Below are 24,532 nucleotides of genomic sequence, written 5' to 3' on the forward strand. Positions count from 1 at the left end.
ACTCTGCAATAATTTCATAAAAGCTGTGTTTATTATGCCAAACGGCCTCTGACTCAACAGATGGGTACGGAACATTTTTGTTTAGCAAATTCCCTGCACCGGCAAACTGATTTTCACTGCAGAAGTCACCTGCGTTACAATGCAGAGCGGAAAGCCGGTTTCACCGGATGCGTTTGCTACACTTTTTGAATTAAAGTAGACGCGACGTTCCCGTCACGTTTCGTGTGAAAAATTTTCAGACAGGATTAACAAAATTTACAGGATGAAAAACAGAAAAGAAAATCCTGTCGATCCTGTTAATCTCCTCAAAATAATTCCTGCTCATCATAAATGCAGTGAGCATTTATTGTTCAGAATGTAAATATGCAGATAATCGTTTTGTTTTTCCGTAGTAGGGAGCCAGGCAGATCATAGAAGTTTGTTCGTTCCGAAATCCTCGAAAGTACTTGCATCTCCGGCAATCCGAATCCACATTCGCATAATATTGGCGGGAAGGGTCGTCTGTGTCATATTTTCTTTTTTTCAAATAACACCCATCAACATGCCATACCGAGCCCGTGTGGCTTTTTCGTTTTTTTATTTTAAATTTGTAATTTTGCAGAAAATATTCCCGTTCTTGACGCTTTCTTTCCTCTGCTTTTCTTTCCTCAATATATTTTTCTCTTAAATAACGATGTTTGTCGTTGAAAACCCAACGTTTTCCTTGCAATCCATCGACAACTATGTTTTCGATATCTTCTTTTTTGAATGAAATTTTATCAAAAGAACTCAGATCAATTTCAATTGTAGACAACTCTTGACTTGCGATTTCGTAAAATTTCTCTTCGTCAATAAAATGAGTGATTGCTATTTCAATAGCAAGCCGCCGACCCTTGGCTTCAATTATTAAATCAGGAATAACTCTTTTAAGGCGATGTTCTAAGTAGACATTATCAATATTGATTATTTGGTCTTTAGATAATAAACATATCCCATAATCTGGAATATCATCATATAAAGGCGGAACCGTGAATACTTTTCGTTTTGCAATAATTTCTTTTGCAAATAGATGTAATGCACTTTCTAACGCATACGTACATTCTGGTGCATTATAATGAGCAAAATGATGAGCTTGAATTTCGCCTTTTTTTGCAATTAAAGATGTACCACACGCCGGACAAAAACATTCGCAACTTAGCCCGGAACCAACCTCAGATATATGTGTTAATTTATTGGCTTTAATCCCAAATGGAAGTTGTACGCGTTCCATTTTTTATTCCTCAATGCGCTTCCAGCCAGTTTCTGCCGATGCCGCAGTCGACGACGACGGGAACATCCAGGGGCAGGGCGGTGCTCATAAGGTTGCGGATTTCGTCGATGAGTTCATGTTCGTCCTGATGAAGTTCGAAGACGAGTTCGTCGTGCACCTGCAGCAGCATGCGTGTTTTGGCGCGGCGTGTTTTGAGCAGGTCGTAAATACGAATCATCGCAATTTTAATCATGTCGGCGGCGGAGCCCTGAATCGGTGCGTTGATGGCGTACCGTTCGGCGGCGGCGCGAACGGTGCCGTTTTTCGCATTAATATCGCGCACACGGCGCCGGCGTCCGGCGATGGTTTCGACGTAGCCTTTCTCGCGTGCGGTGGCGATGATACTGTCGATGCACGCTTTGATTGCCGGATACTGTGTAAAATAATTTTCAATAATTTCAGCCGCTTCTTTGCGCGGAATGCGCAGCCGCTGTGCGAGACCGAATGATGAAATGCCGTAGATGATGCCGAAATTGACCATTTTAGCCCGCCGGCGCTGTTCTTTGGTAACGTCTTTCAAATCGACGCCAAATACGCGCGCGGCGGTGGCGGTGTGGATGTCTTCGCCGGAACTGAAGGCCTGCTGCATAAATTCATCCCCGGAAAGATGCGCCATAACACGCAGTTCAATCTGCGAATAGTCGGTGGAGAGCAGTGTAAACTCCGGTGCATTGGCGATGAATGCGCGCCGGATTTCCTGTCCCGCCTCGGTGCGCACAGGAATATTCTGCAGATTCGGATCGCTTGATGCCAGACGTCCGGTAGTTGTCACCGCCTGATTGAACGACGTATGAATGCGGCGATCCGCCGGTGAAATATATTCCGGCAATGCATCGACGTAGGTATTTTTCAGTTTGGCGGCGGCACGATAATCAAGAATAACACGCGCGATTTCGTGATCGGTGGCGAGCTGATCGAGAATCTCTTCGCCGGTGGCGTATTGTCCGGTTTTGGTTTTTTTCGGTTTTTCGATCAGCTTCAGTTTGTCGAAGAGAATTTCACCGAGCTGTTTCGGCGAATTGAGATTAAACTCTTGTCCGGCGAGTTCGTAGACGCGCTTTTCCTGGCCGGCGAGTTCGCCGGCAAGTTTGGCGGAAATCTCTTTCAGCGCACCGGGATCCACCGCCACGCCGCTGGCTTCCATGGCCACCAGCACCGGCACGAGCGGGCATTCGATAGCGTTAAAAACGCCGGCGAGTTTATGTTTCTCCAGCAGCGGTTCAAATATTGAGCGCAGCTGCAGTGTGACGTCAGCATCTTCGCAGGCATAATCGCAAAGTGTGTCAAGCGGCACGTCCGTCATCGGAATCTGTCCGCTTTTCTTTTCGCCGATCAGCGCCGTAATCGGCACCGGCGCATAATTCAAATGTGTTTCCGCGAGCCGGTCGAGTGCGTGCCGCGTTTCCGGATCGAGCAGATAGTGCGCGAGCATGGTGTCGAACAGTCGACCGCGCAGTTCAATGCCGGCGGTGCGCAGCATCGCGCTATCAAACTTTAAATTGTGCCCGGTCTTTTCAATCGTTTCGTCAGCAAAAATTCCGGCGAACGGCTCCAGCGCCTTTTTGCATTCGCCGGAATCCGGCGGCAGCGTCATATAAAACGCCTCGTGCGGTTTGACGGCAAACGAAATACCGATGAGCTGCGCGGTACGCGGATCAAGTCCGGTGGTTTCGGTGTCAAAACAGAACTGTTTTGATTTTTCCAGCAGCGCCGCGAGTTCTTTGCGTTCGTCCAGAGTTTGAACCAGTTTGTACACATGTCGGGTATCGGCAATGGTTTTATACTGCGGTGTCTCTGCCGCCCGGACGTCCGGCGCCTGCGGCACCGCAAAATCAAACAGGTCTCCTTGTCCGCTGTGCGGTGGCGGCGGAGCATAACCGGCGGACGGTGCCGGCGCCGGCGCTTTGCCGAACAGCCGTTTTGCAAATGCAGTAAATTCATATTTGGCAAAGAGCGCGGAAAGTTTTTCTTCATCGTAATCGCCGCGAACCAGTCCGTCCGGCGAGAATTCAATCGGCGCGTCTGTCATAATAGTCACAAGACGTTTGCAGAGCAGGGCGCGCTCTTTATTTGCTTCCAGGTTTTCTTTCAGTTTGCCTTTCAGCTCGCCGGCTTTGGCGAGCAGATTTTCAACCGTACCGAACTGTGCAATTAATTTCTGTGCTGTTTTTTGTCCGATGCCCGGCACGCCGGGAATATTATCAGCGGTATCGCCGGCGAGGCCAAGAATATCGGCAACCTGATCAATGCGTTCAATTTCCCAGTTGTTTAGAATTTCCGGCACACCGAGGATTTCCGCCGGTGCACCGCCTTTGCCGGGTTTGTAAATAAAGGTGTGTTCATCAACGAGCTGTGCGAAATCTTTGTCCGGCGTCACCATGAACGTGTCGTAACCCTCTTTTTCGGCGCGGCGTGCAAGAGTGCCGATCAAATCGTCCGCTTCAAATCCCTGTGCGGTGAGCACCGGGATATTAAATGCCGCGAGGAATTCCTTGATCACCGGGACGGCGGAACGGATTTCCTCCGGCGTTTCGTCGCGCGTCGCTTTGTAGTCCGGAAATTCTTCATGCCGGAACGTCGGACCGGAGACATCAAATGCCACCGCAATGTGTGTTGGATTCTGTTTTTCCAGCAGCTCGAGCAGCGTATTCAGAAAACCGAAAATCGCCGAAACATTTTTTCCCTTCGAGTTAATCATCGGGTTGCGGATAAAGACGAAATAGGCGCGATACACCAGTGCCATTCCGTCGAGAAGAAAAAGTTTTTTGCTCATAGGCAAAAGAATAAAGCAGCGCTTCCGGTTATGAAAGATGAAAAGGGCACACGCTTTAACCGCGGATTCAAACGGATGGAAACGGATTTAACAGGAAAACGCGCAGAAGAGGGCTCCTGCCGGGCTTATGCAAATAAGGACGTCGCCGGACGTTGTATAGGAAAAAATACGTTGAACCTTGAACTATAAATTTCATATTTTTATAAAAAAGCTTCCCGAACAACTATCTTTCCAGGTCAGAATCAACATGCAGGATGTTGCACAATCCGGTTTTTATAAGCCGATGACAAAGCAGAACAGGGACAGAAGCCGGAGTTTAAGGATTAAAATGTAGATTTAAAAACGAATGTCTCTCTGTAAAATCCATGTTCATTTGTATCATCTGCAGTTGAACGCCGGCATTCCGGTCTTTCAAAATCATTATTATTCTCTACTCTGTTCTCATGTTTCAAAGAACTGTAGAGACGAATGCAAAGCGATTGGATGTGTGGCTGGCGGAGCAGCAGCCGGAGCACTCGCGTGCGCGATGGCAGTCGTTAATTAAAGCCCGGCTGGTTACGGTGAACGGCGCGCCGGCGAAGGCGAATCAGAAACTGCACGCCGGCGATAAGATTTCATGGATGATTCCGCCGGCAGTGGATATTGAACTGCGCGCCGAGGACATTCCGCTTGATATTCTTTATGAAGATAACGCGATTATCGCAGTGAATAAACCCGCCGGACTGGTGGTGCATCCCGCCGCCGGCAATGAAACCGGCACACTGGTGAACGCATTGCTGCATCATTGTGAAAATCTCGCCAGTATCGCCGGTGAAAAACGCCCCGGAATTATTCACCGGCTCGACAAAGATACAAGCGGTGTCATCGTAGCAGCTAAAACTGAAGCGGCTATGAATTCGCTGGCGGAGCAGTTTAAACAGCGCGAAACCGAAAAAGAATACCTGACGATTGTTAAGGGAGTTCCGGCGCCGCCACACGGTGTAATTCAGGCGGTGATCGGCCGGCATCCCATTCACCGCAAAAAAATGGCGGTGAATGTGCGTAACGGACGCGGTGCACTTTCGCGCTATGAAATCGTAGAAAAATTTCCGGCGGCAGCCATGTTGAGCGTTAAAATTGAAACCGGCCGGACACATCAGATCCGCGTTCACATGGCGCACATCAAGCATCCGGTGCTCGGTGATAAACTGTACGGCCGGAGTTTCTATCTCAAAGCACCGCGCCAGATGCTGCACGCCGCCAAGCTGTCCATCATTCATCCCGTCGCCGGCAACCGCATGATGTTTACCGCACCGCTGCCGGACGACATGCAGCTTTTCCTGCAGATGCTCCGCACCGACCGGCAAGAAATCATGGAAGCGCTGAAGGTGCCGCTATAATTTTATTATTTCTGTGTGAAAATCTGTTTGCAGCCGCTTCATCTGCAGTTTCAATCAAATATGCAATACGAATTATTTTTCTGTAAACTTTTGTCGCATATCGGCATTGAATTAATTTTGCAATATGGTACAAATTGTCGCGACGGTTTGTTATGAGGTCAAAGTTTTTAGATAAATTGATCGACCGGCTTGACCGGCTGGATGCCGACAGTGTTCAGACGCATTTCCTGCATCTGGCGCGCGAAAAAGGATTGCTGGAAACTATTTTTCAGGCGATTCAGGAGGGGCTGATTGTGGTCGACAGCGCCGCACGCGTCCGTTATGCCAACCGTGCAGCGGCGAATCTGTTCGGCTTTAAGCAGGAAACGGTTGAGGGTCAGCCGGTAGCGCGCTACATTCGTGATATTGCCTGGGATAAAGTACTGCATCTCGACGGTGATGAATGGGTGAAAATGGTGCGCCGCGAAATTGAAGTTACCTATCCCGATCACCGGTTTGTTGAATTTTATGTGGTGCCGCTTTCTGAAGAGGAAAAGGAGCAGGGCGCCGTCATTATGTTCCGCGATGTGACGCGCGAACGTGAAACGGCGGCGGAGTCGATTGAGTCTGAACGGTTGAAAGCACTGACACTGCTGGCCGCCGGCGTCGCGCATGAAATCGGCAATCCGCTGAACGCAATTACCATCCATTTGCAACTGATGGAGCGCGAACTGCACGATGTGGCCGATCCGGCGCTGCGCGAAAATTTACAGGAACTGGTAGATGTTTCGCAGCGCGAAGTGCACCGGCTGGACAAGATTATCACACAGTTTTTGCGCGCAATCCGTCCGTCGATGCCGGAGCGCCGGCCGGTGCAGCTTGAACAGATGCTGGATGAAACGCTCGAACTGATGAAACATGAAATTGAAAACCGGCGGATGCTGGTGGAACGCGAACAGCCGGAGAATATTCCGCCGGTGCCGGCCGACGATACGCAGGTGAAACAGGCCTTTTTTAATGTGATCAAAAATGCGCTGCAGGCGATGGACGACGGCGGTATTTTGAAAATCAGTATTGCGGTGTCATCACGCTTTGTCAGCGTCTGTTTTACCGATAACGGCAGCGGCATTGCGCCGGAGGATTTCGGTGCAATTTACGATGCGTATCACACCACGAAAGAGACCGGCAGCGGACTTGGACTGATGATTGTTCAGCGTATTCTGCGCGATCACGGCGGGGAGATTGAAATTGCCTCCACGCCCGATCGCGGCACGGCATTTACCCTGCACTTCCCGCGCGACGATGTGCGGATGGCGCTGCTCACCGCGCCGGAAAAAGCGAAGAAATGATTTTTAACCGCAGATGGCGCAGATGAACGCAGATTTTTAACAAAAAGGAAACGAAGGATCGCGAAGGAAAAATTGGAGGGACGCTGGCTCAGCGTCCGTGGCCGCCGAGGCCGGCGATCCGCCATCAGGATCATCCGTTTATATGCGCGTAATCTGCGGTGGAAAAATTAAGGAAGAGTTATGGCTGGAACAAAACCGTTACTTTTAATTGTCGACGACGAAAAGAATATCCGCGAAGGACTGGCGCGGGCGCTGCGGCGTTCCTATGAAATCCGCACGGCGGAGAGCGGTGCGGCGGCGCTGGCAATCCTGAGCGAAGAGCCGGTGGATGTGATGCTGAGTGATGTACGTATGCCGAATATGGACGGCATTACACTGATGCAGCGCGCGCTGGCCATTTCACCGCAACTGATCTGCATTCTGCTGACGGCCTATGGAAATATTGAAACGGCGGTGGAGGCGATGCGTCACGGGGCAACGGATTTTATGACGAAGCCGGTGAATCTGGATCAGCTTGAACTGGTGCTGAAACGCGTATTGCGCTCGCGCAGTGCCGAAGCGGAAAACCGGCAGCTGCACGAACAGCTCGACAGTAAATTCGGATTGGAAAATATCATCGGCAATTCGCCGGCGATGCAGGAGGTTTTCGATACGGTGAAGCAGGTTGCGGCGTCGCGCGCGACGGTGCTGATTCAGGGCGAAAGCGGTACCGGCAAAGAGCTGATTGCCAAAGCGATTCACCGGTTGAGTCCGCGCAAAAACGGTGCGTTTGTGCCGGTGCACTGCGCGGCGCTGTCGTCGAGCCTGCTTGAAAGCGAACTGTTTGGACACGAAAAAGGCGCATTCACCGGCGCGACGGAGCGGCGCAAAGGACGTTTCGAAATGGCGGACGGCGGCACGCTGTTTCTGGATGAAATCGGCGAAATCGACGCGAATGTGCAGGTGAAAATTCTGCGCGCGCTGGAAGAGCGCCGGTTTGAACGCGTCGGCGGCATGGAGCCGGTGGATGTGGATACGCGCCTGATTGCGGCGACGAACCGCGACCTGAAGCAAATGGTCGCTGATGGAACCTTTCGTGAAGACTTATTTTACCGGTTGTATGTGGTGGTTGTCACTCTGCCGCCGCTGCGTGACCGGCGCGGCGATATTCCACTGCTGCTGAAACATTATCTTGATCTGTTCAACCGCGAGAATCATCGCACGATTGAAGGTTTTTCGCCGGATGCGCTCGATCTGCTGTCGGCCTACAACTGGCCCGGCAACGTGCGCGAACTGCGCAATGTCGTAGAACAGATTGTGGTGCTGTCGCGCGCGCAAAAAATCGGCGTACGCGAACTGCCGGTGCAGCTCCGCTCCCGTGAAACCGGTTTAAAGCGCGCAGCAGGTCTGGATGCTGCCGGTGTAACGCTCGCCGAAATGGAACGTGCTGCGATTGAAAATGCATTGCAACGGAATTCCGGCAACCGCACGCGTGCGGCGGAAGAGCTTGGCATCAGCCGCCGGACACTGCACCGGAAAATTGCCGGGTACAGCGGAGAAGAGGAAACAGGCAGAGTTTAAATACTGTATGTTGAACAATTGAACCCCGGACTGTGTTTTTATCTTAATGAATCCATATAACGCCGGAACGTTTCATTATACAAACGGAAGAGAGAAAAATCTTCAAGACTGGAAAGCGATCTCGGTTCGCACGGAATTCCGGCTTCAACAATTGCCGCCATCGGGTTGAGTCCGCCGGTGACGATGAATCCGGTGCGTCCTTCGGCGACGGGAATATCGAGCAGCGGCTGGCCGGGACGTCCGGTTAATAACGCACCGCCGAGTCCGAGTTTCTGCAACCGCGCAAAAATTTTATTCGCATCATCGGTGGCGGCGGATGGAATTTCGCGGAAACTGGCGGTGATGATGCCGTGATCTTTGTGAATGCAGCCGCGCAGGTCTGTCATGCCGGCGCGGATAAATGTTTCGAGCGGATCGACGGTGACGGCGGAATATTCCATGAGTTCAACGAAGCGGAGAGGGCGGTTCTGTTTCATTTCAAGCAGTCCGCCGTAGCGCGCCGTTACCGGGATTCCTTCGGCCATCAAAATCCCATTGAGTGTGATGCTGCACGGTGTGCCGAGCACGGCACAGCCTGCCGGAACTGTTTTACCGGAACGGGTTTCGCCGGAATGAAGCAGGCTGAGCCGCGTGCCCATGCTCAGGTTTTTATCGAACACGGGTTTGATTTCGGTGAATATCTGCGACAGATCGCGTGTGCGCACGGTGGCAAAATTTGAAATGACGGTACCGGCGCCGGTTTTGCAGCGAAAGGTCATGCGGTAACCGAGCGTGTCGATTCGTCCGCGCACGAAACCGACTTTGGCAACAATGTTGGAATGTTCGAGTTCGGCGCGTCCGGGTTCAGTAAGAATGCGGCCTTTCCGGCGGCTCGTTAATTGTGTGAGTCCGGCGCGGTCAAGCTCGTTGAGATATAAACGGATCGTGCGCGGTTGCAATTGTACACCGAGCGCCGGCAGCCGTTCGGCAATTTTAGCGGCGCCGGCCGGCCCGCTGATTTCACTCAGTGCGCGCAAAATAGCGATGCGAATTTTTTCACTTTTAGAGTTCACAGTGCGGGTCTTGTCGACAGTCACAGGTCTGAAAGTCGCAGGTCATTTTTATAGTCAAAAGTCTGAATCCGGAAATTGAATGCTTATGATTGCTGACTTTCGGATTTTTGGTCTTAAGACCTGCAACTTTTTTTCTAAATTTTTTCACCGTATTAAACGGCGCATAAACATGATGTTTTTGTAAAATTATTCCTTTCGTAGATTAACTTATACGGCATTATTACCGTATAAATTTATTTTGTCAAATCCCGGTCCAAAAGATTATCGTTGACTTACCGGAATAATTTTAAGAAACAGAACTGATAATTTTATTTATACGACATATTTATGCCGTATTGAATTTAACAACGGGAGTGTGCAGATGAGTACGATTATTAATGATGTTCTCGCGGCGGTGGAGCGCCGTAATGCCGGCGAGCCGGAGTTTATGCAGGCGGTGCGCGAAGTGCTGGAATCGCTGGAGCCGGTGATTGAGCGCCGGCAGGATTTTCAGGACGCGCGCATTCTGGAACGCATTGTTGAGCCGGAACGCCAGATTATTTTCCGTGTGCCGTGGGTGGACGATAAAGGCCGGGTTCAGGTAAACCGCGGATTCCGGATTCAGTTTAACAGTGCGCTCGGTCCGTATAAAGGCGGTCTCCGTTTTCATCCGAGTGTAAACGCCGGCATTTTGAAATTTCTCGGTTTTGAGCAGACGTTTAAAAATTCGCTGACAACGCTGCCGATGGGCGGCGGTAAAGGCGGTGCGGATTTCGATCCGAAAGGAAAGTCGAGTGCGGAAGTGATGCGCTTCTGCCAGTCGTTCATGACAGAACTGCAGCGCCATATCGGACCGGACACCGATGTGCCGGCGGGTGACATCGGCGTCGGTGCGCGTGAAATCGGTTATCTGTTCGGCCAGTACAAACGCCTGCGCAATGAATTTACCGGTGTGTTCACCGGCAAGAGCCCGGAATGGGGCGGCTCTCTCATCCGCCCCGAAGCCACGGGCTACGGTGCGGTCTATTTTCTTGAACAGATGCTCAACACCGCCGGCGACTCTCTGGAGGGAAAAACCATTGCAGTTTCAGGTTTCGGTAATGTTGCCTGGGGCACGGCGCAAAAGGCCACGGAACTGGGGGCCAGGGTGGTGACGATTTCCGGCCCGGACGGCTACATCTACGATGAGGCAGGTCTTGACGCTGACAGGGTTGCCTACATGCTTGAACTCCGTGCGTCAAATAACGATATCGTCTCCCCGTACGAGAAGAAATTCCCCGGCTCAAAATTCTTTGCGGGCAGGAAACCCTGGGAGGTCAAAGTTGACATTGCGATGCCCTGTGCGACGCAGAACGAACTCAACGGCGCAGACGCTGCAGCATTGATTAAGAACGGTGTAAAAGCCGTTGCCGAGGTTTCTAACATGGGCTGCACCCCGGAAGCGATTGAACAGTTTATTACGACGAAAACTCTCTATGGTCCGGGTAAAGCGGTCAACGCCGGCGGCGTGGCTACTTCAGGACTGGAGATGAGCCAGAACTCCATGCGCTTGAGCTGGACCCGTGAAGAGGTCGACCGGAAACTCAAAGAGATCATGATTAATATTCATAAAAACTGTTTTGAAACCGCGGCCGAATACGGACTTGAAGGCAACTATGTCGCCGGCGCCAACATTGCCGGTTTCACCAAAGTAGCAACCGCCATGCTCGCTCAGGGTGTTGTCTAAAAAACATCACGTGATGTTTATGGGAAGGGAGCTCCGGCTCCCTTTTTCGCTGGAAAAGTTAACCGCGGATGACACGGATAAATACGGATGTGTTTAAACCACTAATTAACACTAATCGACACGGATTGATGGTGGTTTTTATCCGCTTATATCTGTGAAATCCGCGGCGAAATTATTCACGATTTTTCTAGGAAATTCCAGCAATCCAATATTCCATTATTCCAACAACCCGCTCTTCATTATGAGCCATGAATTACAACCCGACCGCGATGCGTTTTTAAAACTAATGAACGCGACAATGCCGTTCGGTAAATACACCGGGCGGCGGCTGGTTGATTTGCCGGAACCGTATGTTGTCTGGATGAAACAGAAAGGGTTTCCGAAAGGTGAACTCGGACGAATGCTCGAAACGGTTTACACGATCAAAGCGAATGGACTGGAATATCTTTTAAAAAAGTAGACGCGACTTTCTCGTCGTGTCTATTTTAAATTTCAATTCCCGTAAATGTCCGCAACAGCCAGCCGATCAGAAAACTGATGGCGGCGATACCCAGACTCAAGCAGGTCATTTCCAAAAAACGACGTTTAAAATTAAGATCTTTTGCGACAGAAATATAATAATTGAATGAGGCAATAATAATAACGCCGAGCGACAGTGTAATTGCCAGGCACACAAAATAATTTTTCAGGAACAGATACGGCGAAATCAGCAGCAGCACGGTGACGATGTATGCTGCGCCGGTATAAACAGCGGATTTCACCGGATTTTTGTCTGTCTCTTCTGATTTAGTTGAAAGGTATTCCGATGCCGCCATTGAAAACGCCGCCGCAATTCCGGTGATTGTGCCGGTCAGTGCAATCAGTTTTGTATTTTGAAGTGCAAGCGTAAAACCGGCGAGTGCACCGGTGAGTTCAACCAGCGCATCATTCAATCCGAGTACAATGGAACCGGTATACTTCAAGTGTTCCTCGTCGATCATGTTGATCAATGTACGTTCATGCTCGTCTTCTTCCGCGGCAAGCTGTCCGGCGGGGGCATAATGTTTTTCATAACTTCCGTAAACCGTCGTGATGTCTTTTTCAGCGGCTTCCATCAGTTTGATACCAAACGTCAGGCCGAATACGCGCGCAATCAGATAATATTTCCACAGACGAAAACGATGCGGCAGCACCTCCTGTCCGGTGACTTCCTTCCATTGATAATAATGCCGGCGTTCGTCCTCCGCGATTCTATAAAGAATCTTGCGGTTATTCGGACAGGATGTATTGGCCGCCAGCAGCGAATAAATATGATATTCCGTGATTTCATTCCGTTGGAATTTCATGAATTCTTTTTTCAGCGCAGCTGTAAGTTCCATATCTGATCCTTTCAAATCATCCGGGTTGATATATCAATGCCGTGTGTTTGTACTTATAAGAATTACTGTCCAGTCGACAATCAAATTTACAAACAGAGAAACATCAGTTTAATTGTAATGATCTGCATAACACATTTAATCTGAGAACATATTTTCAAAGCGGGTCATGATTTTTTCGGCGGATAACGGCGGAATCCGGAATATGCCAGCAGTTTCCAGACCATCCAGAGCGCTTCAAAGATTATTTTTTTCGACATTTTGGATGCACCGGACCGGCGTTCTTCAAAAACAATTGGAACTTCAACGATGCGAAAACCCATCATCCATGCGGTATGTGTCACTTCGACCTGAAATGAATACCCGTTCGATTCAATTTTTTCGAGGTCGATTTTCTCCAGCACGGCGCGCCGGAAACACTTATAACCGCCGGTCGGATCCGTAAACGGCATGCCGGTGACAAGCCGGACATAAACTCCGGCGCCGCGACTGAGAAACAACCGGCGCAACGGCCAGTTAATAATCCGCACGCCGTTTTTATAACGCGATCCAAGCACCAGATCGGCGTCCAGTGCAGCGGCACGAAAACGGGGAATGTCCGCCGGATTGTGAGAAAAATCGGAATCCATTTCGAAAATGAACTGATACTCATTGGCAAGCGCCCATTTGAATCCGGCAATATATGCACGGCCGAGTCCGTTCTTTTCCTGACGGTGCATCACATGAATGCGCGCATCGCCGGCGGCCAGTTCGTCAGCAATTATGCCGGTGCCGTCCGGGGAATTATCATCTACAAAGAGAATATGTACATCAGGAGAACACTCAAACACAGCCGGTGCAATGGTCCGGATATTGTCGCGTTCGTTATACGTTGGAATAACAATTAAAGTATCACTCACAATGCGAAGAGCATACGAAAAGAAAAGCTAAAGAATCAAGCAGAAGACAGCACAGATTTATTTGACGGAAGAAGGTGTTACGGCAGATTGTAAGAGCGAGCTGGAAAATTAAAAAAACCGCCGGAAATTTTCGGCGGTTAAAACGGCAGGGCTGACCCGATGAGTCAGCCGTGAACAAATTCCGGCGGTTTCATTGAAACCGCTCTGCCGATTTTTACACTTTTTTGAAACAAAGTGTCGCATTGTGTCCGCCGAAGCCGAGGGAGTTGCTGAGCGCAACGTTGATGTCAGCTTTGCGGGCAGTGTTCGGAACGTAGTCGAGATCACAATCCGGATCCGGCGTCTCGTAGTTGATGGTCGGCGGAATGATGCCTTCTCTGAGCGCCATTGCACAGGCGATGGCTTCAACACCGCCGGCGGCGCCGAGCAGATGTCCCGTCATTGATTTGGTTGAACTGACCAGAACTTTGCGCGCGAGCTCTTCTCCGAGCGCTTTTTTGATGGCGCCGGTTTCGCCTTTGTCGTTGAGCGACGTGCTGGTTCCGTGCGCATTAATGTAATCAACATCTGCAGCCTGCAGCCCGGCGTCCTCGAATGCCAGACGCATTCCGCGTGCGGCCTGATCCCCGTCCTGGGCCGGTGCGGTGATATGATATCCATCGCAGGTGCGGCCGTAGCCGGCGAGTTCGCAGTAGATTGTTGCTCCGCGCGCTTTGGCGTGCTCTTCGGTTTCAAGTACAATGACACCGGCGCCTTCACCCATGAGGAATCCGTCGCGGTTGAGATCGAATGGACGCGATGCGCGCGCCGGATCATCGTTACGCGAGGTAAGCGCGCGGAGTGCGCAGAATCCGCCGAGTCCGAGCGGCGTCATCGGGCCTTCGGTTCCGCCGGCGATCATAACGTCGGCTTCGCCGTGTTGAATGATGCGCAGCGCTTCACCGATGGAGTGCGTACCGGAGGCACACGCGCTGGTAACGCAGAAGTTCGGGCCTTTGAGTCCGAACTGAATGGCGATCTGTCCGGCAATGATGTTGGTGATCATGGTCGGAATTATGAACGGCGACAGCCGGCTTGGACCGCGTTCGCGGTAGATATCCTGCGAGGCTTCCATGATTTGCAGCCCGCCGATTCCGGTGCTGACAATGACGCCAATGCGCTCACAGTCTTCTCTGGTAAAATCGAGTCCGGAGTGCTGAATCGCCATGATGGATGCGGCGAGTCCGTACTGTGAAAACGGATCCATTTTCCGGGCCTCTTTTTTGGAGAAATAGAGCTCGGGATTAAAATCTTTTACTTCGGCGCCGATGGTCGTGGTGAATGCGTCCACATTTTCGACTTTAGTAATCCGCGCACCGCCGGAACGTCCGGTTTTGAGTCCTTCCCAGAACTCTTCGAGGTTGTTGCCGATCGGCGTCACCGCACCCATGCCTGTAATTACAACGTTACGACGTTTCATAAATTTTTTCCCCGCCAAAGAGTCAAAAGCCTGAAAGTCAAAGGTCGAAAGCCGGGAATCCGGGAAGGATGTTTAACGTTCGACTTTTATACTTTCGACTAATTAAAAACCGGGAAACCCCGTCTGCAAGACGGATCCCCGGTTTTCATCAGAAACAGCTGTTACTCGCCGAGACCTTTGGATTTCAGGTAGTCGATTACAGCACCGACCGATGTCAGCTTTTCAGCATCTTCATCCGGAATTTCTGCACCGAATTCTTCTTCGAAAGCCATAACGAGCTCAACGGTGTCGAGAGAGTCTGCGCCGAGGTCTTCAATGAAAGAAGCTTCCGGTGTGACCTGATCAGCGTTTACGCCAAGCTGTTCAACGATAATATCTTTTACTTTATCTTCAAGTGCCATTGTATTCTCCTTGTCGTCGTTTGTCTTACATAACCATTCCGCCGCAAGTTGAAATCACCTGACCGGTGACATAACTTGAAACGTCATCCGCAAGGAATGCGACCACATTGGCCACTTCTTCGGGCTCTCCGAAGCGTCCCAGCGGAATATTTGAGAGCATCTTGTTTTTCACTTCCTCCGGAAGTGCATCCGTCATTTTCGTGCGAATAAATCCGGGCGCCACCGCGTTGCAGCGGATATTACGGCTGGCCAGCTCACGTGCTACCGTTTTGGTAAACGCAATCACGCCGCCTTTGCTTGCAGAATAATTTGCCTGACCGGCATTGCCGATGATGCCGACCACAGAGGCAATGTTGATGATATTTCCGTAGCGCTGCTTCATCATGCCGCGCATCGCCGCTTTAGTGACCAGGAACATGCCCTTCAGGTTCACATCCATTACGGCATCCCAGTCCGCTTCGCTCATACGCATCAGCAGACCGTCTTTTGTGATTCCGGCGTTGTTCACGAGAATATCAATTTTACCAAAATCCTTTTCAATCTCTTTCACGACCGCTTCGGTGCCTTCGGCGGAAGCCACATTTACGCCGTAGCCTGCACCGCGCCGGCCAAGCGCTTTCACTTTTCCAGCAGTCTCCTCCAGCCACTCCGCGTTCAGATCGCACAACGCCAGATCGGCGCCACCGGCGGCAAGTTTCAATGCAATCGCCTGACCCAGCCCGCGCGCGGCGCCGGTCACCAATGCCACTTTCCCGTCAAACTGTCCCATCTAAAAAATCCCTTTCTATGATTATGCCCTGAACGATTATGCGTCCAGATCAGAAATTACGCCTATGTTAGAAATCACAACGGTTTTGTCAATACGCTTCATCAATCCGGCAAGCACCCTGCCGGGGCCGCACTCTACTGCCTCCTGCACACCGCTTCCTGCAAGCCACTGCATGCATTCCACCCAGCGCACCGATCCGGTAATCTGCTTAATCATATGATCACGCAGCAATTCCAGATCACCATGCGGCTTACCGGTCACATTTGAAAGCACCGGGATGCGCGGCTCCGCCAGCGGAATATCCTTTAAAAACTCTGCCATCTGGTCGGCAGCCGGCTGCATCAGTGGCGAATGAAATGCGCCGGCAACCGGCAGCGGCAGTGCGCGTTTTGCACCGGCTTCTTTGCAGAGCGTTTCTGCTGCTGCAATGCCTTCCACTGTTCCGGAAAGCACAATCTGCTCCGGCGAATTAATGTTCGCCAGCGTTACGTCCGCTTCGCCGGCGATTTTTTCCAGTGTTGCGCGGTCGAGATTAATCACCGCCAGCATCGCACCGGGATTCACTTCGCATGCCGTCTGAATAAATTCCCCGCGTGCTTTCAGCACGCGCAGTGTGTCCTCAAAAGAAATAACGCCGGCGGCGTACAGCGCGCCCCACTCGCCGAGGCTGTGACCGGCGGCATAATCAAAGGTGAGGTTCGGCTTTTTAAGCCGCAGCGCTTGAAGCGCGGCAGCGCTGACCGTGAAAATGGCCGGTTGAGTATGATGCGATTTTTTCAGCTCGTCCTCGGGGCCGTCAAAGCAAATGGCGGTGATATCATAACCGAGCACTTCATTGGCTTTTTCGAAAAGCGCTTTGCATTCCGGCAGTGCATCATAAAAGTCTCTGCCCATACCGACAAACTGCGAACCCTGCCCTGGAAATAAAATGGCTCTCTTCATGATTTCGTCCATTCCACAATATTTGCGCCCCAGGTGAAACCGCCGCCGAATGCTACCAGCAGCGCGAGGTCGCCGGTTTTGATTTTTCCGGCGCTTACCGCTTCGTGCAGTGCAATCAGCAGTGCCGCCGCCGAAGTATTGGCATATTTTTCAACATTCAAAAACATGCGGTCTTCCACATGCAGACGCTTGCCAATGGCATCAACAATCCGTGCATTCGCCTGGTGTGCAATAAATAATGCGATCTCGTCTGTGGTCAAATTGTTTTTTTTAAGCGTTTCAGTGACTGAGGCCGTCATTTGCATCACCGCATGTTTAAATACTTCGCGGCCTTCCATCTTCAGATAGTGCTCTTTGCGGTCAATCATCGCGTGCGAAATCGGCGTACGAGATCCGCCGCCGGGCGTTAACAGGAGATGCGCGAGTGAACCGTCGGAACCGAATGTGCCGGGCATAATGCCGCGTTTAGCGCCGGTGGCGCGCAGAACCGCCGCGCCGGCGCCGTCGCCGAACAGCACGCAGGTGTTGCGGTCTTCCCAGTCAATAAACGTACTCATTTTTTCAGCGCCGATAACGAGCGCTGTGTTTGCCGCACCGGCGGCAATGGCGTTTTTTGCCGTTTCCAGCGCGTAGAGTGAACCGGAACAGGCGGCGCCAAGATCATAACAGTATGCGTTTTTTGCACCGATTTTTTCCTGCACAAAACAGGCCGTGCTCGGGAAAAACATATCCGGCGACAGCGTGGCGACAATCAGCAGATCAACTTCATCCGCCGCGACCCCCGCATCGTCCAGCGCAGCGCGTGCGGCACCGGCGGCGAGATCCGACGTTGCCTGTTCCGGCGCGGCAATCCGGCGCTCGCGCATGCCGGTGCGCGTAAAAATCCATTCGTCGGAGGTATCGACAATTTTTGAAAGATCGTCGTTCGTGACGGTTTTCTCCGGAACATACATGCCGGTTCCGATAATCGAGACCGTACGCAAAGCTGTGTTATTCGCTGGATTCACTGTTGGCAAAAATCCGGGTTATCTCTTCTTGGATCAATCCGTTCACGTTTCGTTCAGCCGCATCAATCGAAACACGAATGGCGTTATAAACGGCATACGACGATGACGAACCGTGACCGATAATGCAAATTCCATTAACACCGAGCAGCGGCGCGCCGCCGGAACTTTCAGAGTCGGTTTTAACTCTGATTTCTTTGAATGCGCCGGCCGCTTTTAAAATTCCGGCGCCGACTCTCCGCAGCAGCGTGCTGGAAAACGATTCCGTCAGCCACTGCTTCATCGTATGCGCCACGCTCTCGCCGGTTTTCAGAACGACGTTACCGACAAAACCGTCACACACCGCCACGTCCACATCGCCGTCAAACAAGTCGCGGCTTTCTACATTCCCTATAAAATTGAGCGGTGAATTTTCAAGAAGCTGAAATGCCTCTTTTGTATTTTTATTTCCCTTTGCATCCTCTTCGCCGATGCTCAGCAGTCCGACGGTAGGGTTGGGAATATTCAGAATTTTTTTCGCGTAGATATTGCCCATCACCGCAAATTCAACCAGCATTCTGCCGGTGCAGTCCGGAGTCGCGCCGGCATCTAACAGTACAAACGGATTTTTGAGCGACGGCATCACGGTGGCAATGGCCGGACGATCCACATTGCTGAGTGTGCGCAGCCGGAGCGTGCTCGCTGCGACGGCGGCACCGGTGTTGCCGGCAGAAAAAATAGCATCCGCTTCGCCGTCGCTCACCATTTCCACTGCACGCATAATCGATGAATCTCTCTTCCGGCGCAGCGTCAGCGCCGGAGAATCGTTCATTTCGACAACCTGTGATGCATGCCGGACTTCGATGCATGCCGGCGTTTCGCCGTACTGTGCCAGCTCCGCTTTGATCGCCGTTTCGTCGCCGATCAGAAAAAGCTTTTCAACCTTGGGAAGACCGCGAGCCGCTTCCACGGCTCCTTTTACAAGTTCGCGGGGAGCAAAATCGCCGCCCATGGCATCAATTGCAATACGCATAATGTTAACTTCTAAAAGACAAAATTCGAACTCCAAAAATCAAAGGTCGAATTTCAAAAACTTATTCGTCTGAAACGGTAATGACCTGCCGGCCTTTATATTTTCCGGTCGCCGGGCACACGCGATGCGGCAGTGCCGGTGCGCCGCTTTCAGCATCCAAACCGGCCAGCGTAATTTTGCGTTTCATATTCTGTGCTTTACGGCGCCCGGTTCTGCTTTTTGAAGATTTTCTCTTTGGAACAGCCATTTTTTTCTCCTGCCTAAAATTTTAATTTATCCAGCGCACTCCACGCGCCGCCCTCATGCGTTTCCAGACATCCGCAGACTCCTTCGTTCAATGCTCCGCCACAGCTCACACACAGTCCTTTGCACATTTCTGTGCACAAAGGAAAATGCGGCAGATTCAGCAGAACCGCTTCACGGATCTCCTCTGTAATATCCACTTCCTCTGTTCCTTCAATTCCAGAGTAGTCGCGCAGAAAACCGGAATCGGCGACCGTTGTCGAGAAAATTTGCGTACATCTTGCGCACCGCACTTTCAGCGCTGTGCTCACTGTTCCGCGCACAATCAGCATACCGGAAACCACCTGAACATAAAAATCGCAGTACACCGGCCCGTCCGGCGAGAATTCGTCTCCGGCGCTGAGCTCCAGGATTTCACCCGGCTCATTTTCTTGAATCTTTAATCCCTGTTCAGGAATTCTGGCTACGTTAATGATCATGGGAGTAGTTGATAGTTATGGGTTACTGGCTGCCGATTATTTGGTGCTACTGGTTTTTATAGTGAACAGTGATTAGACTCCGGCGCGATTTGACAATCAATAATTAACAACCGCTGTCAAAAAATAACTGACTACGTCTTCCTGCTAAGTCCGAAGACCGGCACGCCGGGCAATATTTTTTTCTGCAGCGCAGCAATGACCGGCGGCGGGACAAAATTATTCACATTGCCGCCAAGTCTGGCGATCTGTTTGACATTCGTAGAACTTACATAGCTGTATTTTTCGCACGGCATCAGAAACATCGTTTCAATATCCGGCGATAACCGCCGGTTGGTCAGCGCCATCTGAAATTCATATTCGAAATCTGAGAATGCCCGCAAGCCCCGGACCAGCACGCTCACCCCCTGTTGCCGTGCATAATCCACCAGCAGTCCGTCGAACGTTTTCACGGTCACATTCGGCAGATTCCGCAAACAGACCCGGACAAAATCAAGCCGCTCATCCTGCGTAAAAAGCGTGTTTTTCCCGGACTCGGCGGCAACTGCCACGATCAGTGCCGGAAAAATTTTCGCCGCGCGCTGCACAACATCCAGATGCCCCAGAGTCAGCGGATCAAACGTCCCTGCATAAATCGCTTTCTTACTCATGTATTATCCTTTTCCAGAAAAAGCACCCGGCTCTCCCCGTATTTTTTTTTCTTATTCAAAGTCCATTTATCCGGCAGACTATAGGGATCGGACGACCGCATTTCAAATACCAATAACCCGTCCGGTGCAATAACCTGTTCCACCGCCGCAGCCAGTTGCGGCAGATCTGCATCGTCATACGGCGGATCTGCAAAAATCAGATCAAACGTTCCGCCGTCTTTTAAAAAATCAAACACATCCGACTGAACCGTTCTCCAATTACCGGAATTTGTGTGGGGCAGACATTCCTGTCTGCCATTTCCGGCGGCAGGAACACCTCGATGAGGCGTCCGCGGCGGATTCATCGAACCCGCCCTGCCATTTTCGCCGGTAACTGTTTCAAAGTTTTGCTGTAGAATCCTCCAGTGTGCCGGCGCCTTTTCCACCGCTGTAACGTGAACCGCGCCGCGACTCAGCGCTTCAAGTCCATACCCGCCGGCGCCGGCAAACAAATCCAGCACCCGCGCGCCGGCCACACGTGCCGTCAGCGACGAAAACACCGCCTCACGCACCTGCTCCTTCGTCGGCCGCATCCCGTTTTCAGGCACTTCAAACCGCCGTCCGCCAAACTTTCCGCTGATAATTCTCATCGTTTCGAAGCTAATAATTTTTCTGACCGGATAACAGGCTAAAAAATCAGCACCAACTGCATGGCCTCCAAAAACTATTAAAAATACAAAATGACAGTGCCGGTTCTATAAAGCCTGTTTTTATTCCGGCTTCTGTAAAAAGCCGGCTAAAATTTAAGTCAGGGACAGCTAAAATTTAAATAAAATCATAAATCGCGCAGAATTTATGTTTCAGGTACGTATATTTCAATCAAAAATTCGTGATCAAAACCTCTGGGCGATCCTTATCACGGTTTCCTGTGCCGGTCGATGCGGTGTATCGCGTGGAAATACTCTTTATTTTAAATCCTGCGAAGATTTTCCGCACAGCCGCCACATCGTTTAATGAGAGAATAAACCGGCCTTTAACGCCACTTAAACAGGCGTTTATTTCCTCGAATTTCTCACGCGGCATCGTGACGGCATAATCTTTCTCATGGCCGTAATACGGCGGGTCGATGTAGAACAGCGAATCCGGTGTGTCATAGCGCTGGATGCACTGCACCGCGTCCATCCGCTCAATCATGACTTTTTGCATCCGCCAGTGGACGTCCAGAATGCTTTCTTCCAGCGTTAAAAGGTTGAGCGACGGCGGCCGCTCTTTATACGCGGTCAGCGTCCGCCCCTTCGTTTTTCCGCCGTAACCCATTTTCTGCAGGTAGAAAAAACAGACAGCGCGCTGTACATCCGTCAGCGTAGACGTGTCCGTTCGATTTAAAATGTCAAAGATCTCCCGCGAAATAACGCAGTGTTTAAAATGCCGCAAAAATTCTTCCAAGTGATTCTGCACCACGCGCCAGAACGTAACAAGTTCCAGATTCATGTCGTTCAGAACCTCAACTTCCGACGGTTCTTTTTCAAAGAACACCCATGCTGCGCCACAGAACGGCTCAATATACGCCTTGTGTTTCGGCATCATCGAAACAATCTGTTTTGCCAGCAGGCTTTTTCCCCCCAGATAACTGATCGGACTTTTCATGTTGCACTCTCTTTCGAGTTTGCTACCTTGCGCGGCTTCTGTTGCTTGGCTGCGGGTAGCGGTTTTTTATCGTGGCCGGTGGAAGCCGGTCGTTAAAGGGAGTGCAATCCCTTTGACTGCCCGTGGCTGTTTACACCACAGGGAAGTCGAACAAATCTGCCTTTCCGTATTTCTCCGCAGTTTGTTTCAAGCGCGCCAGCGCTTCACGATACGCACCGATACAGTCCGGAGAAAATGTTAATAATTCGATGCCCAGCCAGACCTTTTCCTGCAGACTGCTGAGTGCATTAAACATCGTCTCCCACGGAACGGAGCCGGTTCCAGGCGTTGCGTGGCGCATATCCAGCGGACGGTTATCCGCGAGATGGATAAGCTGAGTTTTGTTTTTCAGTGTCGCCCACGCGATACCCAGCGGAATATTCTGACCGACCATGTGCGCTGTATCAAAGACAACGCGAACATTCGACGAGCCGGCTTCAGCGATCACTGCAAGTGCGCTTTCCGGCGATGAAATTACGCCATAAGAACGCGGCTCAATCAGCAGGTGCACACTATACTCCTCTGCGTATGCAGCCAACCGGCGAACCGTGTCGACAACAACTGCCGGATCGCAAAAAAGTCGAAGTCGTCCGGCAGGGTTTGAATGTCCGGCGAGACGCCGTGATAATTTGCGTAAATCTGAATTGCGGAAAGCGTATCGATCTGGACATTCGGGATGCCGAATGCGGCGGCGTTTTGAAATGATTTTTCAGCTTTTGCGATGGCGGTCAGGCGCGTCGGTTCATCAAGAGAGACGCAATCCGGAGAAATGATGCGATAATTACAAAGCTCAATGCCGAGGTCTTCAAACATTGCTTTCATCGTCGCTTCATTTTCGGCGAATTTATCATCCCAACTGAAAGCAAATGCCGCCAGTTCCGCGCCGGCGATTCCGGTTTCTTGTTTTAACCGCCGGAATCCATCAAGATACTGCTCAAAGGTCGGTGTGCGGCCGTAGAGCGAATGCCAGAAATAAGCAGGTACATAGAATTTATATTTGTCCATTTTTGTCTCCTTGTTTAAACGTCCCACACCGGACAAAGCCGGCAGCCTTCAGCGTGCATATCCGCAATTTTTTTCCGATGATTTATAAACGCCGGCGTCCGCCAGACATCACGCATATAATCCTCTGCACTGATCACATCGACGCCGGTTTCCCAGCCCGATGTTCCTTCCATGAATGAACACGGAAAAGCACAGCCGTCGACGTTGATATAAGAACCATAAATTCCAGAATCGCATGGCTGCGAACACATGCGCCACATCGGCGTATCTTTCACGCGGAGCAGTTTCGGCGTCGCGCAAACATCAAGGCCGAATTGCGGGAGAATCCGTTGTGATGTTTCAATCAGCGTCCGGAAATGTTCCGGAGAAATTATTTTAGAACTACAGCCACGTCCCTTTTGTTTCAGGCTTAGAAATACAATACTGTTCAGTCCTTTTAGGCGCGGATCAGTGAGAGTATCTTCGATCGTTTCCATCGCCTGTTCAAACGTGTCTTCAGAAATGACGATGTGCAGATTAATCTGCCAGCGATGGCCGAGTTTCCCGTCCAGATCGGAAAGTGTTTCTACAGCATCATACGCCGGCTCTTTATCGTCATACCGGCTAACTCCAACACATCCGGCTCGTGCGTTTAAAAGATTCCAAGCCGTGTTTTCCGTAACCTGGCCAACCGAGATCGAGGGAACCACATAATGATGGCCGTTCGTCCGGCAGTATCGCATCATGTCGAACACTTCAGGGTTTGCGGTCAGATCAGCATCGGCGGAAAAAGCGATCTGTGTGATCGTCATCGGCAGTTTATCAAAAACTTTTTTAAATGTCGCGAACGACATATTTCTGCCGTTCGGCGTATTCGCTTTATAGCAATACGGACAAAGCCGTCCATTCACGCCGCGACAGATGGTTGTGACTTCCATGTCCAACACTTCCGGATACGGCGGCGTATTGTTATCACTCAGCGTTTTTCCCCAGCGTGCAAAATAACCGCTTTTAAAATCATAAATGGTGTTGTAATCCTCGCTCATCACGCGCCGGAATCCATCACCATGCTCAAAAGAAAGTTTTTTCATCAGCTTACCACCGAAACATTACGGAGCGCGATCGCGTCCTGTGCATAATCACCAGCGACCACCATGAGTGTATAAACCCAAATGACCAACTGCCAGGTGTCCGGTGCTGCCGTCTGAATCACTTCCAGCGTAACGCCGGTACCAGCGCCATACGCCGCGCCTTCAAGAATATGCTGGCCGACACCGAGGGTGGTAACATCAACCGGCCCGATCGAGTTCCACGGCCCGAACTCCTCAATGCTCGTCCACGCATTATCAACTCCGCCGTCGCGGGTTTGCCGGCAGTATTCAAAGGAAAGCAAGCGTTGCGAGCCTGTTCCCTCGTGCTTAAAGCTAAGTTCACATTTTGCATGAGAATTCCATGTGCGTGACGGATGAAACTTACTTTTCATCTGTGCAAAGAACCCGCCAATTCCATCAACTTCCTGATTGCAGTTTGTGATAATGTAATAGGAAGTGCTGGACGAATTTCCGACGTGATTTTGAATAATAATCAT

General features: G+C 50.9%; 26 protein-coding genes. 6 read left to right on the forward strand and 20 right to left on the reverse strand.

Annotated elements, in window-relative coordinates; genetic code table 11:
* Positions 1-343 precede the first annotated feature (343 nt).
* Positions 344-1,249 carry a competence protein CoiA family protein gene (locus tag WC959_05240; protein MFA5688530.1) on the reverse strand — a complete coding sequence of 302 codons (906 nt, stop codon included), beginning with the start codon at positions 1,247-1,249 and terminating at the stop codon, positions 344-346.
* 10 nt (positions 1,250-1,259) lie between these two features.
* Entirely contained in the window at positions 1,260-4,061 is a 2,802-nt protein-coding gene (gene polA / locus WC959_05245) for a DNA polymerase I (GenBank protein MFA5688531.1), read from the reverse strand.
* 30 nt (positions 4,062-4,091) lie between these two features.
* Between polA and WC959_05250 the strand changes: the two genes are divergently transcribed.
* The 4 genes from WC959_05250 (at position 4,092) to WC959_05265 (ending at position 8,328) form a co-directional block, all read left to right on the forward strand.
* Positions 4,092-4,250: a hypothetical protein gene (locus WC959_05250; protein ID MFA5688532.1), complete on the forward strand. Its 159-nt coding sequence runs from the start codon at positions 4,092-4,094 to the stop codon at positions 4,248-4,250.
* Positions 4,251-4,504: 254 nt separating this feature from the next.
* Positions 4,505-5,440, forward strand: a complete 936-nt coding sequence (locus WC959_05255; protein ID MFA5688533.1) for an RluA family pseudouridine synthase — start codon at positions 4,505-4,507, stop codon at positions 5,438-5,440.
* A 152-nt stretch (positions 5,441-5,592) separates the two neighbouring features.
* Positions 5,593-6,768 (forward strand): ATP-binding protein, encoded by a 1,176-nt coding sequence (locus tag WC959_05260; GenBank protein MFA5688534.1) that lies wholly within the window; start codon positions 5,593-5,595, stop codon positions 6,766-6,768.
* A gap of 180 nt (positions 6,769-6,948) precedes the next feature.
* On the forward strand, positions 6,949-8,328 hold the full coding sequence (locus WC959_05265; GenBank protein MFA5688535.1) for a sigma-54 dependent transcriptional regulator: 1,380 nt from the start codon (positions 6,949-6,951) through the stop codon (positions 8,326-8,328).
* Between the two features lie 38 nt (positions 8,329-8,366).
* Here the strand turns inward: WC959_05265 and WC959_05270 are convergent, their stop codons facing one another.
* Positions 8,367-9,380 carry an NrpR regulatory domain-containing protein gene (locus WC959_05270; GenBank protein ID MFA5688536.1) on the reverse strand — a complete coding sequence of 338 codons (1,014 nt, stop codon included), beginning with the start codon at positions 9,378-9,380 and terminating at the stop codon, positions 8,367-8,369.
* 361 nt (positions 9,381-9,741) lie between these two features.
* On the opposite strand from WC959_05270, the gene gdhA reads away from it, so the two are divergent.
* Positions 9,742-11,085 carry an NADP-specific glutamate dehydrogenase gene (gdhA, locus tag WC959_05275; GenBank protein MFA5688537.1) on the forward strand — a complete coding sequence of 448 codons (1,344 nt, stop codon included), beginning with the start codon at positions 9,742-9,744 and terminating at the stop codon, positions 11,083-11,085.
* Positions 11,086-11,326: 241 nt separating this feature from the next.
* Positions 11,327-11,545: a DUF3820 family protein gene (locus WC959_05280; protein MFA5688538.1), complete on the forward strand. Its 219-nt coding sequence runs from the start codon at positions 11,327-11,329 to the stop codon at positions 11,543-11,545.
* Between the two features lie 25 nt (positions 11,546-11,570).
* Here the strand turns inward: WC959_05280 and WC959_05285 are convergent, their stop codons facing one another.
* From WC959_05285 to WC959_05365, 17 genes are all read right to left on the reverse strand, one after another.
* A complete protein-coding gene (locus tag WC959_05285; protein MFA5688539.1) occupies positions 11,571-12,443 on the reverse strand; it encodes a VIT1/CCC1 transporter family protein in 873 nt (290 codons plus the stop codon).
* Positions 12,444-12,607: 164 nt separating this feature from the next.
* Positions 12,608-13,339 (reverse strand): polyprenol monophosphomannose synthase, encoded by a 732-nt coding sequence (locus WC959_05290; protein MFA5688540.1) that lies wholly within the window; start codon positions 13,337-13,339, stop codon positions 12,608-12,610.
* Between the two features lie 214 nt (positions 13,340-13,553).
* Positions 13,554-14,798: a beta-ketoacyl-ACP synthase II gene (gene fabF, locus WC959_05295; protein ID MFA5688541.1), complete on the reverse strand. Its 1,245-nt coding sequence runs from the start codon at positions 14,796-14,798 to the stop codon at positions 13,554-13,556.
* Between the two features lie 161 nt (positions 14,799-14,959).
* Positions 14,960-15,199 carry an acyl carrier protein gene (gene acpP, locus WC959_05300; protein MFA5688542.1) on the reverse strand — a complete coding sequence of 80 codons (240 nt, stop codon included), beginning with the start codon at positions 15,197-15,199 and terminating at the stop codon, positions 14,960-14,962.
* A gap of 25 nt (positions 15,200-15,224) precedes the next feature.
* Positions 15,225-15,968, reverse strand: a complete 744-nt coding sequence (gene fabG / locus WC959_05305) for a 3-oxoacyl-[acyl-carrier-protein] reductase (protein MFA5688543.1) — start codon at positions 15,966-15,968, stop codon at positions 15,225-15,227.
* A gap of 36 nt (positions 15,969-16,004) precedes the next feature.
* On the reverse strand, positions 16,005-16,910 hold the full coding sequence (fabD, locus tag WC959_05310; GenBank protein ID MFA5688544.1) for an ACP S-malonyltransferase: 906 nt from the start codon (positions 16,908-16,910) through the stop codon (positions 16,005-16,007).
* Positions 16,907-17,917: a beta-ketoacyl-ACP synthase III gene (locus WC959_05315; protein MFA5688545.1), complete on the reverse strand. Its 1,011-nt coding sequence runs from the start codon at positions 17,915-17,917 to the stop codon at positions 16,907-16,909. The genes fabD and WC959_05315 overlap by 4 nt, the downstream gene beginning before the upstream one ends.
* Positions 17,901-18,926 (reverse strand): phosphate acyltransferase PlsX, encoded by a 1,026-nt coding sequence (plsX, locus tag WC959_05320; GenBank protein MFA5688546.1) that lies wholly within the window; start codon positions 18,924-18,926, stop codon positions 17,901-17,903. The genes WC959_05315 and plsX overlap by 17 nt, the downstream gene beginning before the upstream one ends.
* 61 nt (positions 18,927-18,987) lie before the next feature.
* The gene (rpmF, locus tag WC959_05325; GenBank protein MFA5688547.1) at positions 18,988-19,173 is read right to left on the reverse strand and encodes a 50S ribosomal protein L32; all 186 of its coding nucleotides are present in this window, start codon (positions 19,171-19,173) and stop codon (positions 18,988-18,990) included.
* Positions 19,174-19,186: 13 nt separating this feature from the next.
* A complete protein-coding gene (locus tag WC959_05330) occupies positions 19,187-19,648 on the reverse strand; it encodes a DUF177 domain-containing protein (GenBank protein ID MFA5688548.1) in 462 nt (153 codons plus the stop codon).
* A gap of 131 nt (positions 19,649-19,779) precedes the next feature.
* The gene (gene coaD / locus WC959_05335) at positions 19,780-20,295 is read right to left on the reverse strand and encodes a pantetheine-phosphate adenylyltransferase (GenBank protein ID MFA5688549.1); all 516 of its coding nucleotides are present in this window, start codon (positions 20,293-20,295) and stop codon (positions 19,780-19,782) included.
* A complete protein-coding gene (locus WC959_05340) occupies positions 20,292-20,924 on the reverse strand; it encodes an RsmD family RNA methyltransferase (GenBank protein MFA5688550.1) in 633 nt (210 codons plus the stop codon). The genes coaD and WC959_05340 overlap by 4 nt, the downstream gene beginning before the upstream one ends.
* 229 nt (positions 20,925-21,153) lie before the next feature.
* Positions 21,154-21,921, reverse strand: coding sequence for a DNA adenine methylase (locus WC959_05345; GenBank protein MFA5688551.1), 768 nt, complete (start codon positions 21,919-21,921; stop codon positions 21,154-21,156).
* A gap of 130 nt (positions 21,922-22,051) precedes the next feature.
* Positions 22,052-22,471 carry a TIM barrel protein gene (locus WC959_05350; protein ID MFA5688552.1) on the reverse strand — a complete coding sequence of 140 codons (420 nt, stop codon included), beginning with the start codon at positions 22,469-22,471 and terminating at the stop codon, positions 22,052-22,054.
* The gene (locus tag WC959_05355) at positions 22,459-22,965 is read right to left on the reverse strand and encodes a hypothetical protein (GenBank protein ID MFA5688553.1); all 507 of its coding nucleotides are present in this window, start codon (positions 22,963-22,965) and stop codon (positions 22,459-22,461) included. The genes WC959_05350 and WC959_05355 overlap by 13 nt, the downstream gene beginning before the upstream one ends.
* Before the next feature lie 14 nt (positions 22,966-22,979).
* Positions 22,980-24,035 carry a hypothetical protein gene (locus tag WC959_05360; protein MFA5688554.1) on the reverse strand — a complete coding sequence of 352 codons (1,056 nt, stop codon included), beginning with the start codon at positions 24,033-24,035 and terminating at the stop codon, positions 22,980-22,982.
* The gene (locus WC959_05365) at positions 24,035-24,532 is read right to left on the reverse strand and encodes a hypothetical protein (GenBank protein ID MFA5688555.1); all 498 of its coding nucleotides are present in this window, start codon (positions 24,530-24,532) and stop codon (positions 24,035-24,037) included. Before WC959_05365 ends, WC959_05360 begins: the two co-directional genes overlap by 1 nt.

The organism is Kiritimatiellales bacterium (assembly GCA_041656295.1).
Classification (GTDB): domain Bacteria; phylum Verrucomicrobiota; class Kiritimatiellia; order Kiritimatiellales; family Tichowtungiaceae; genus Tichowtungia.

Coding starts and splice junctions, on each gene's coding strand:
- WC959_05340 (MFA5688550.1), bottom strand. CDS start 20,924: ATGAGAATTATCAGCGGAAAGTTTGGCGGACGGCGGTTTGAAGTGCCT.
- coaD (MFA5688549.1), bottom strand. CDS start 20,295: ATGAGTAAGAAAGCGATTTATGCAGGGACGTTTGATCCGCTGACTCTG.
- acpP (MFA5688542.1), bottom strand. CDS start 15,199: ATGGCACTTGAAGATAAAGTAAAAGATATTATCGTTGAACAGCTTGGC.
- plsX (MFA5688546.1), bottom strand. CDS start 18,926: ATGCGTATTGCAATTGATGCCATGGGCGGCGATTTTGCTCCCCGCGAA.
- WC959_05345 (MFA5688551.1), bottom strand. CDS start 21,921: ATGAAAAGTCCGATCAGTTATCTGGGGGGAAAAAGCCTGCTGGCAAAA.
- fabF (MFA5688541.1), bottom strand. CDS start 14,798: ATGAAACGTCGTAACGTTGTAATTACAGGCATGGGTGCGGTGACGCCG.
- WC959_05265 (MFA5688535.1), top strand. CDS start 6,949: ATGGCTGGAACAAAACCGTTACTTTTAATTGTCGACGACGAAAAGAAT.
- WC959_05240 (MFA5688530.1), bottom strand. CDS start 1,249: ATGGAACGCGTACAACTTCCATTTGGGATTAAAGCCAATAAATTAACA.
- WC959_05280 (MFA5688538.1), top strand. CDS start 11,327: ATGAGCCATGAATTACAACCCGACCGCGATGCGTTTTTAAAACTAATG.
- WC959_05360 (MFA5688554.1), bottom strand. CDS start 24,035: ATGAAAAAACTTTCTTTTGAGCATGGTGATGGATTCCGGCGCGTGATG.
- WC959_05365 (MFA5688555.1), bottom strand. CDS start 24,532: ATGATTATTATTCAAAATCACGTCGGAAATTCGTCCAGCACTTCCTAT.
- WC959_05285 (MFA5688539.1), bottom strand. CDS start 12,443: ATGGAACTTACAGCTGCGCTGAAAAAAGAATTCATGAAATTCCAACGG.
- WC959_05250 (MFA5688532.1), top strand. CDS start 4,092: ATGAAAGATGAAAAGGGCACACGCTTTAACCGCGGATTCAAACGGATG.
- polA (MFA5688531.1), bottom strand. CDS start 4,061: ATGAGCAAAAAACTTTTTCTTCTCGACGGAATGGCACTGGTGTATCGC.
- WC959_05260 (MFA5688534.1), top strand. CDS start 5,593: ATGAGGTCAAAGTTTTTAGATAAATTGATCGACCGGCTTGACCGGCTG.
- gdhA (MFA5688537.1), top strand. CDS start 9,742: ATGAGTACGATTATTAATGATGTTCTCGCGGCGGTGGAGCGCCGTAAT.
- fabD (MFA5688544.1), bottom strand. CDS start 16,910: ATGAAGAGAGCCATTTTATTTCCAGGGCAGGGTTCGCAGTTTGTCGGT.
- WC959_05355 (MFA5688553.1), bottom strand. CDS start 22,965: ATGGACAAATATAAATTCTATGTACCTGCTTATTTCTGGCATTCGCTC.
- rpmF (MFA5688547.1), bottom strand. CDS start 19,173: ATGGCTGTTCCAAAGAGAAAATCTTCAAAAAGCAGAACCGGGCGCCGT.
- WC959_05330 (MFA5688548.1), bottom strand. CDS start 19,648: ATGATCATTAACGTAGCCAGAATTCCTGAACAGGGATTAAAGATTCAA.
- WC959_05255 (MFA5688533.1), top strand. CDS start 4,505: ATGTTTCAAAGAACTGTAGAGACGAATGCAAAGCGATTGGATGTGTGG.
- fabG (MFA5688543.1), bottom strand. CDS start 15,968: ATGGGACAGTTTGACGGGAAAGTGGCATTGGTGACCGGCGCCGCGCGC.